The sequence below is a fragment of the Actinomyces oris genome (assembly GCF_001929375.1).
Lineage (GTDB): Bacteria > Actinomycetota > Actinomycetes > Actinomycetales > Actinomycetaceae > Actinomyces > Actinomyces oris_B.
On the sequence record NZ_MSGO01000021.1, the window covers coordinates 20,624 to 28,244 of the forward strand.

Here is a 7,621-nt window from a genome sequence, read left to right on the forward strand (position 1 = left end):
GCCACTTGAGGGAACCGGCGCGGGACTCAGACGACCTCCACCTTGAAGGCGATGCGGCCGAAGAAGATCGTGCTGCCCTCCAGGGCGGACAGCGCCTTGTCCGGTACGGCCTCGACGGTGCGCCCATCGCGGTACTCCACCCGAGTCCCGTTGGTGGAGTGCAGGTCGGTGACCCACACCCCGTCCAGCAGCGGGAAGATCGCTGCGTGCGTCTTGGACACCGAGCGCGTGGGATCGTCAAGAGCGACGCGTTCCGCCCCGGGGTAGGCCGAGATGTTGTCGGGGTCGCGGCCCACCACTGTGGGCTCGTGGATGAGGATCGGGTTGCCACCCAGCAGCGGAACGAGACGCACCGACAGGGCCGGAGCGGCCGAGGAGGCCGACGGGAGCGACGGAGTGGCGGTCTGGGCGCTCGCGTCGGGAACCGGCGTGACCGGGGGCAGGGAGACGCCAGCAGCGGGGGTGGAGGACGGTGCTGCCGCCCCCGGCATGCTGCCGGAACTGTGCCTGGACACGCTGGTGCGGGACTGCTCCGGCGCCTGGGCGGGGACGGCGCGTCCATCCGCGGGCGAGGGGATACCTGGTCCCGCGAGGCGGTGCGAGGCATGGGACCGGCGCGGAGAGCTCCCCTCTGGGACGGCCGGGCTCGTCGCGCTGCTGGCGGAGGCTCGAGCATGGCTGCGGTGACTGCGCACGGTCGGGTGCGTCTTCCCCTCCGAGGCGGCCGGGACACCACCGGGCACGGTGGCGGGGTTGGTCAGGTCCATCGGGGAGGCGTGCTGCGGAGGCGTCGAAACCGCCTTCGGCGGCTGGGGCATGCCGTCCTCGGAGATGATGGCGCCTTCCGGCAGGGAGTCCACCGTGGCGGCATCGACCGAGGTGGGAACCGAGGACCAGGGCACCGAGTCGATGAGGGCCTGCGTATTGCGGTCCCCCGAGGGCAGGATGCTGGATGTGTCGAAGGTATGCGCCACCTCCGGGACGGAGCCTGCTCCGGCGGCGAAGCGCTGCCGTTCGGTGGCGAAGAGGCTCTCGCGACGAGGAACGCCGGGCTGTGACACCGACTCTCGCTGATCCTCGGCAGGTGCAGCAGACGAGCCGGAGGTCTTCTTGCCGGCGTGACCGGGCTGAATCCTCCAGCGCTGGGCGTGGGCGTGTCGTGGTTCCATCGTCTGTGATGTTACGGGTTCTGTGGCTTTCGAGCGCGGGACTTGTGGTGTGGAAGTTGCATCTTGCGACGTTGAGGACTGGGATGCCTCGGAATCGGAAGCAGTTGTGGAGGATTCCGCTGAGGGCGTCGTCGCTTCCGACTGCTGCTGATCGGCCGGGTGCTGAGACGAGGGCGGAGCGTGGGTCGAGAGCTTCTCGGCCTCGTCGCCCTGACCATCGGCATCATCCGTGGACTGAGACGGCGAGTCCTCCACGACGTCGAGCGTAGCGGTTTCGGTATCCATCTGCGAGGGCTGCTGCGACGGGGCGTCGTCGGAGCCTGAGGAAGCGGGTACCGGCCGTTCCTCGACCTGCTCCTCGGACGCCTCGTCGGATGGCTCCTCGGCTTCGGCCGCCGGCTTCGTGGACTGTGCGGGCTCGGCCGGTGCCGTCTTCGTGTCCTCCCGATCCGGGGAAGCGGCATCCTCCGTGTCCTTGGACTCGATCGTGACGGCGTTCTCGTCCACGGGCCTCGCCGAGGGCTGCGAGGTCTTCTCCGCCGCCGGCCGGGACGTGGCCTGGGCCGCGGCCATCGCAGCGGATGCCTGAGGGTCCATGGGCGTGGCGGAAGCGGCTGCGACGGCCTCGGCGTCGGTGTCCACGATCGCCGGACCGGCGGAGGCCGCCGACTTCGCCGAGGCGGACGATGACACGGTCGCCGCCTTGGCGGCCTTGGCGGTGGTCCGAGGCGCGGCCGCGGTGGCAGCGGGATCCGTGCCCACGGCCTGGCCCTCGGCGGAGGTTCCTGAGACCGCTGGCGCGTAGCCGCTGGACGAGCCGGTCGCCAGGGCGCGACCGGCATGGCGCGCGGGTCGACTCGGGCGGGCCGGACGAGGGCGGCGGATCGAGGAGGAGACCGGATCCGACGTCGTCGGGTGCGCGCTCCTGCCCGAAGCATCGGTCACGCCTGCCTCGGCGGCGCTCTGGGCGCCCGCCGTGGCGACTTGCTGGGCCTCCTGCGCCGTCTCCTGTCCGGCTCGTGCGAGCGTCGAGCCGGGACGGGGACCGCGTTTCCGGGCCTTCTTGCCCCGTGCCGCCTTCCCGGCCTTCTTCTCAGCCTTGCGCTCGGCCCGCTCGGAGCGCCGACGCGCGGAGGCGGCCTCGTCCGGCACCTCAGCGGCCTGAGAGGACGGTGTGGCGGCGGGCTCCTGGCTCGTGGCGCTCTGCTCTCCGGAGGAGGACAGGGACGCGCGCCTGGCGGCGTCCCACGCCTCACCGATGTCCTGGACTGAGGACGCCTCCGGTTCCTCGGCCCCGGCATCGGCTCGGGGGCCGGTGGAGACGGACTCGGTGACGAAACGCTCCTGCGGCTCGGACGTCGAGGGAACGGGCCGCTCGGGACGCTTCGTCCTGCGGGCATTGAGCAGCGCCATCCCGGAGAGCTTGTCGTGCCAGCCGCGCCCCTCGGGGTCGGCGGACGCCGTGCGCATGAGCGCGATGGTGCCCAGGCCGAGCGTGGTGATGCTGACGGCCAGGATGAGATCGGCGTGGAGGAAGGAGCCCAGTGCTGAGGGGGTCTGGTTGCGGGCCCCCAGCATGCGGATTCTGAGCAGCCGCCCGCCCAGGGACCAGCCGGTGGTGGCGATGGTGAGCCAGCGCGCCCCGACGACCAGTCCGAAGGCGATGAGCCCGCTGGTCAGGGCCGGGCGCCCGCCCACCTGCCAGATGGCCGTGGTCAGGCCCCCCACCAGCAGTGAACCGATGACGAGGTCGATGACCCCGGCACGACGCGCGCCCCAACCGGGGCCGGGGGGAGTCGGCGACGCGGAGGGGACGGCGTGTGCGCAGCCGGCTGGGCCGCACCGGGCTCCGATCCCCGGGAGGCGGCCGTCTGCGTGCCGCCGTGGGAGTCGCCGCCGTGTGGAGCACCGGGGGCGCTCGGCGCCGTGCCGTACGGGCTGACGACGTCGGTGCGCGGCGTCTCATCGGGCCTGTGGGAGGACATCGGTGGGCCCGCAGCGGTCGAGGCGCTGCTACGGGCGTCAGCAGTGATCGTCATGACCGCAACCTCCTGGGTCGACGTGACCGCCTGCCGGCGGGATGGACGAGGGAGTGCGGGGACAAACGGGCCCATACCCGTCCCAGGCGCGAGCGCTCCGCCCCCATGGAGTGGACGATCGCATCTGAGGACTCCCACAACTCCCCTAGAGCGTACGATGGCGGTTCCCCAAAGCTGAAGACCTGGGTGTCAACTGCTCCGGCGAATCGAGGCAGATCGACCTGCGGGAAGTGAGGGGCCAGCTGGGCGGCCGCCTCCCGCCGAGTGGCTCCCCACCCCGGGGAGCGCCCCAGGTCTCGGGCCCGGTCGAGGATCTCCTCCCAGGCCCCCAGGGCCTTACCGACGCCGGTGCGTGCGCGCCGTCGACTGCGCCGCCAGGCCTTCCAACCCAGGACGGAGCCCACGATCATCGCGATCGCCAGGATGGAGCCGCCGACGGCGATGACCGCGGTCGGCAGACCGCCCTTGTCCTTGTCCTGGGGGTCGTCGCGCTGCGGGTCCTCGTAGTTGGGGGGCAGCTGGGCCGGGTCCTCGTTGGGCAGCGGGGGCTGGAGGACGTTGGGCTCGGGGTTGGAGACCTTCTGGGTGGTCTGCTGCTGGGGAACCTGGTCACGGTCCGGCGTGACGTCGAAGGACACCCAGCCCAGGCCCTCGAAGGGGATCTCCACCCAGGCCTTGACGTCCTCGCCGGTGACGGTCTTGGCGTCGCCGTCGGTGGCCGGGTCGAAGCCCATGACGACGCGGGCCGGGATGTTGAGCGAGCGGCACATGAGCATCATGAGCACCGAGTACTGCTCGTCGTCGCCGATGAGGGAGTCGGCCTCCACCATGGAGGCGATGCGGGCCGCCCCGTGCCCGGGCTGGGAGGGGCTCTTGGTGCCGTCGGAGTAGTAGCTCGTGCGCAGGCGCTGCTGGAGCGCCCGGATCTGAGCGATGGGGTTGGACTCGGCCCCGACGATCTCCTTGGCCAGGGAGGTCACCGACGGCGGTACCTGCTCGATCGGCCCCAGCGAGGTCTGCGCCAGCGCGGCCTTGTTGAGGGCGGCCTCGGAGGGCGCGGTGTAGGGGGCGACCCGTTCGGTCAGGACGTCGCCCGAGGCCAGACCGCTGGTGGCGATCCCGGTGGAGGAGAACTTGTCGTAGTACATGCCCTCGCGCAGGGCGGACTGACGCGGCCCGGAGGACTCGATGCGGATCGTCTCGGGCATGGTGGGCACCCAGGGGAAGCTGTAGTCCTCGATGGTCAGGGAGGAGGTCTGCTTGCGCCCGTCGAGCCGGTTGGCCGTCAGCTGGGTCTTGTCACCGATGCGCTCGAAGCGCGACTGGCCGTTCTCGTTCTGACCGATGTGGGCCGACAGGCCGTCGTAGGAGTCCAGGGCGGCGATGCGGATGCGTCCGCCCGAGGGCAGGTTGGTGGGCTTCATGAGCCTGGTGTGGGCCTTGTCCGTCTCCAGGGTGCGTACCAGGGACAGTGGGCTGGCGTACTCGGTCACGTCCAGCGGCGGCTGGAACAGGTCGCGCACCACCGTCCGGGAGGCGGGGGCGGCGGGGGTGAGGACCATGGCGGCCAGGGAGGTGACCAGGAGCAGCACGGCGGCGATGACCGCGCCGCGCAGGGCCACCCGACCGAGGTCCCCGGTGGAACGGGCGCTCGTGGCGCCCGAGGTCGTCGCGAAGGAGCTCAGGTCCAGGGCCTCGACGACGTGGCTGCGCCGCTGGCGCAGGGAGCCGCAGGTCCACAGGGCCAGGATCCCGACGACGAACAGGATGCCCAGCATGGTGGGACGCACGGCCTCCTGCCCGCCCCAGCCGATGCCGACGGCGGGCAGGCAGACGAGGGTCAGGCCGGCCAGGACCTGACGACCCGCCAGGATGAGACGGGTCGCCAGTGCCGAGACCACCAGCCCGCTCATCCACGGCAGCACCGTCATGCCGCTGAAGGAGCTCAGCGGCATCGGCACGGTCAGGGCATCGCGCCACACGGTGATCGTGGAGCCCAGCACGGTCTTGATCGCCGCCGTCCCGGAGCCGACGTCGGTCAGCAGCCATGGGGCCACCAGGACGTGGGTCAGTGCCAGGGCCGCCATGCTCGGCAGTACCGATAGGCGCAGGCGTGAGCAGATCAATGAGGTCAGGGCGCCGATGAGCGCTCCGTAGCCGACGGCGAGGCAGCCGACCACGGAGGCGAAGACCGGTAGGAAGGGAACCGCGCCGATGGCGAGGATCCCGGCCATGAGGACCAGCTCGAGGACGGCGACCGCCGGTGTGGGCGGCTTGGCGCCGCGCCGGGGAGGCAGGAAGCGGCGGGCGGAGAGCGCCGGCCGGGAGGGGCGTGACAGGAGCGGGCCGGCCCCGGTGATCGAGCGGGCCTGACGAGTCGTCTCGTTGCTGTAGAGGCTGCGCGTGCGCGACGACGTCGCCGTCGACCAGGAGGAGGCGGACTCGCCCGAGCCGCCGGAGGGCGCGGCGGTGGCCTGTGAGGGGGCCTCGGCGGGAGAAGACACCCCGGCCGGCGAGGCGCCCGAGATCGGGGAGCCCGCGGTGCGGGGGGAGGCGGTGGTGAGAGTCGTCGTGGGGGTCATAGTGCTCGCCTCAGGGCGGTGGGAAGCTGCTCAAGACGGTCCATGTCCACGACCGGCATCGTTCCGGCGTGGTGGCGTGACAGACCTTGCTGGCCCGCGCGCAGGGTAACGGCCACCATGGGCAGCGGGGCGAAGCCGCGAGCCCGGGCCAGCGTGGCGCGGTCGATCTGCTGGCCGGTGACAAGCACGACGATAGAGGCATCGGGGTGCGCCGTACAGGCGTGTCGCACCAGGAGGTCGCAGCCGAAGTCGTCCTCACCGGTGCTCAACAGGCAGGACGTGTCCAGCATCCGCAGGGCGGAGGAGGTGGGCAGCGCCCCGATCTGGGTGATGAAACGGACCTCGCGCCCGTCCTGGATCGCGTCCATGGCCAGTGAGCAGGCGATGGACACGGCGGTCTCGAAGTCCTCCTCACCGGCGTAGTCGTCCTGGCGGGTGGACAGCAGGACGAGCAGGCTGGAGCGGCGGGTCTCCTCGAACTGACGCACCATGAGGCGACCGGTGCGGGCCGTGGTGCGCCAGTGGACGTTGCGCCGGTCATCGCCGGGGACGTACTCGCGCAGGGCGTGGAAGGCGACGTCGGAGCTGGACAGGTCCTGGGTGACGGCGCCCTCGATGTCCCGCAGGATGCCGTGCAGGACCGTGCCCAGGCGCACGGTACGCGGGTGGATGTGGATGTGCTGCGCGGTGCTCAGGGAGCGCTCGCGCTGGAGCAGTCCCACCGGGTCGCGCTGGACCGCCAGGACCGGGCCCACGGTGACGATGCCGCGGCGCTGCGTGGGCAGGACGAAGCCTCGCTCGTGGACGGCCCCGGGGGTCAGGGTCGGAACGACGAAGACGGCGCGCCCCGGCCCCACCGGCATCTCCATGCGCGAGGGCAGCAGCGGCCGGCTGCGTGGGTTGGTGACGATCAGGCGGATGAGGGCGTGGTCGCCCACGGTGACGCGGGGCTCGAGCAGGTTGTGGTTGACCGAGTAGCCGCGGCGGGGGATGAGCCACAGCCAGGCGCTCACCGCGACGATGCCGACGGCGGCCGCGGCGCTCCACGCCTCCTGCCAGCCCATGACGGCTCCGGTCAGCCCGCAGGCCGCCAGCAGCACCAGGCTGCCCCATCCGATCGGGGTCACGGTGTGCAGCAGCCAGCGCAGCGGCCGTAGCGCCGCCGCGGCCGCTGCGGCCAGCCGGGACTGCGAGGGCCTGGCGGTCAGGGCATCGCCGGCGGAGGTTGACGACGCAGCCGATGGCGCGGACTGCGCGGACGCCGGCGCCCCCGAGGACTTCGGGGCTGCGGCGGAGGAGGTGGATGCACCGAGCCCACCCGCCGAGCCCGGACGGGCCTGGCGGGCAGGTTTCTGCGACGTCGTCTGAGGCGTCATGCGGCTCAGTCGCGGGTCGTGGGGGCGGGGACCTGGGCCAGGGCGGCGGTGATGACGCCGGAGGCGGTGGCGCCGGTGAACTCGGCGTCGGGGTCCATGACCAGGCGGTGGGCCCACACGACCTCGGCGAGGTCCTTGACGTCGTCGGGCAGGACATAGCTGCGCCCCTGGGAGGCCGCCCACACCCGGGCGGCCCGAGCCATGCCGATGGCACCACGGGTGGACACGCCCATGCGGGTCTCGTCGGCTGCGCGCGTGGCCTCCACCAGCGCCCCGATGTAGTCCAGCACCGAGTTCTCGATGTGGTTCTCCGCGGCGAGGTCGGCCATGGAGGCCACGACCGAGGAGGCCACGACCGCGGACAGGTTCTTGGAGCGGTCCGGGTGGGCCGAGCTGGACAGGATCCGGGTGAGTGCCTCCCGGTTGGGGTAGCCCACGGAGGTCTTCATCAGGAA

5 protein-coding genes are annotated in these 7,621 nt (G+C 72.0%); all 5 read right to left on the reverse strand.

Features of this window, described 5'->3' with window-relative positions:
• Positions 1-26: 26 nt before the first annotated feature.
• Entirely contained in the window at positions 27-2,897 is a 2,871-nt protein-coding gene (locus BKH32_RS05555) for an FHA domain-containing protein (protein WP_256691032.1), read from the reverse strand.
• On the reverse strand, positions 2,885-3,208 hold the full coding sequence (locus tag BKH32_RS14345; RefSeq protein WP_256691033.1) for a hypothetical protein: 324 nt from the start codon (positions 3,206-3,208) through the stop codon (positions 2,885-2,887). The genes BKH32_RS05555 and BKH32_RS14345 overlap by 13 nt, the downstream gene beginning before the upstream one ends.
• Positions 3,205-5,790: a transglutaminase-like domain-containing protein gene (locus BKH32_RS05560; protein WP_075249022.1), complete on the reverse strand. Its 2,586-nt coding sequence runs from the start codon at positions 5,788-5,790 to the stop codon at positions 3,205-3,207. Before BKH32_RS05560 ends, BKH32_RS14345 begins: the two co-directional genes overlap by 4 nt.
• Positions 5,787-7,166 carry a DUF58 domain-containing protein gene (locus BKH32_RS05565; RefSeq protein ID WP_075249023.1) on the reverse strand — a complete coding sequence of 460 codons (1,380 nt, stop codon included), beginning with the start codon at positions 7,164-7,166 and terminating at the stop codon, positions 5,787-5,789. Before BKH32_RS05565 ends, BKH32_RS05560 begins: the two co-directional genes overlap by 4 nt.
• Before the next feature lie 5 nt (positions 7,167-7,171).
• Positions 7,172-7,621: AAA family ATPase (locus BKH32_RS05570; RefSeq protein ID WP_143222719.1), on the reverse strand; the 450-nt coding region annotated here is incomplete at its 5' end.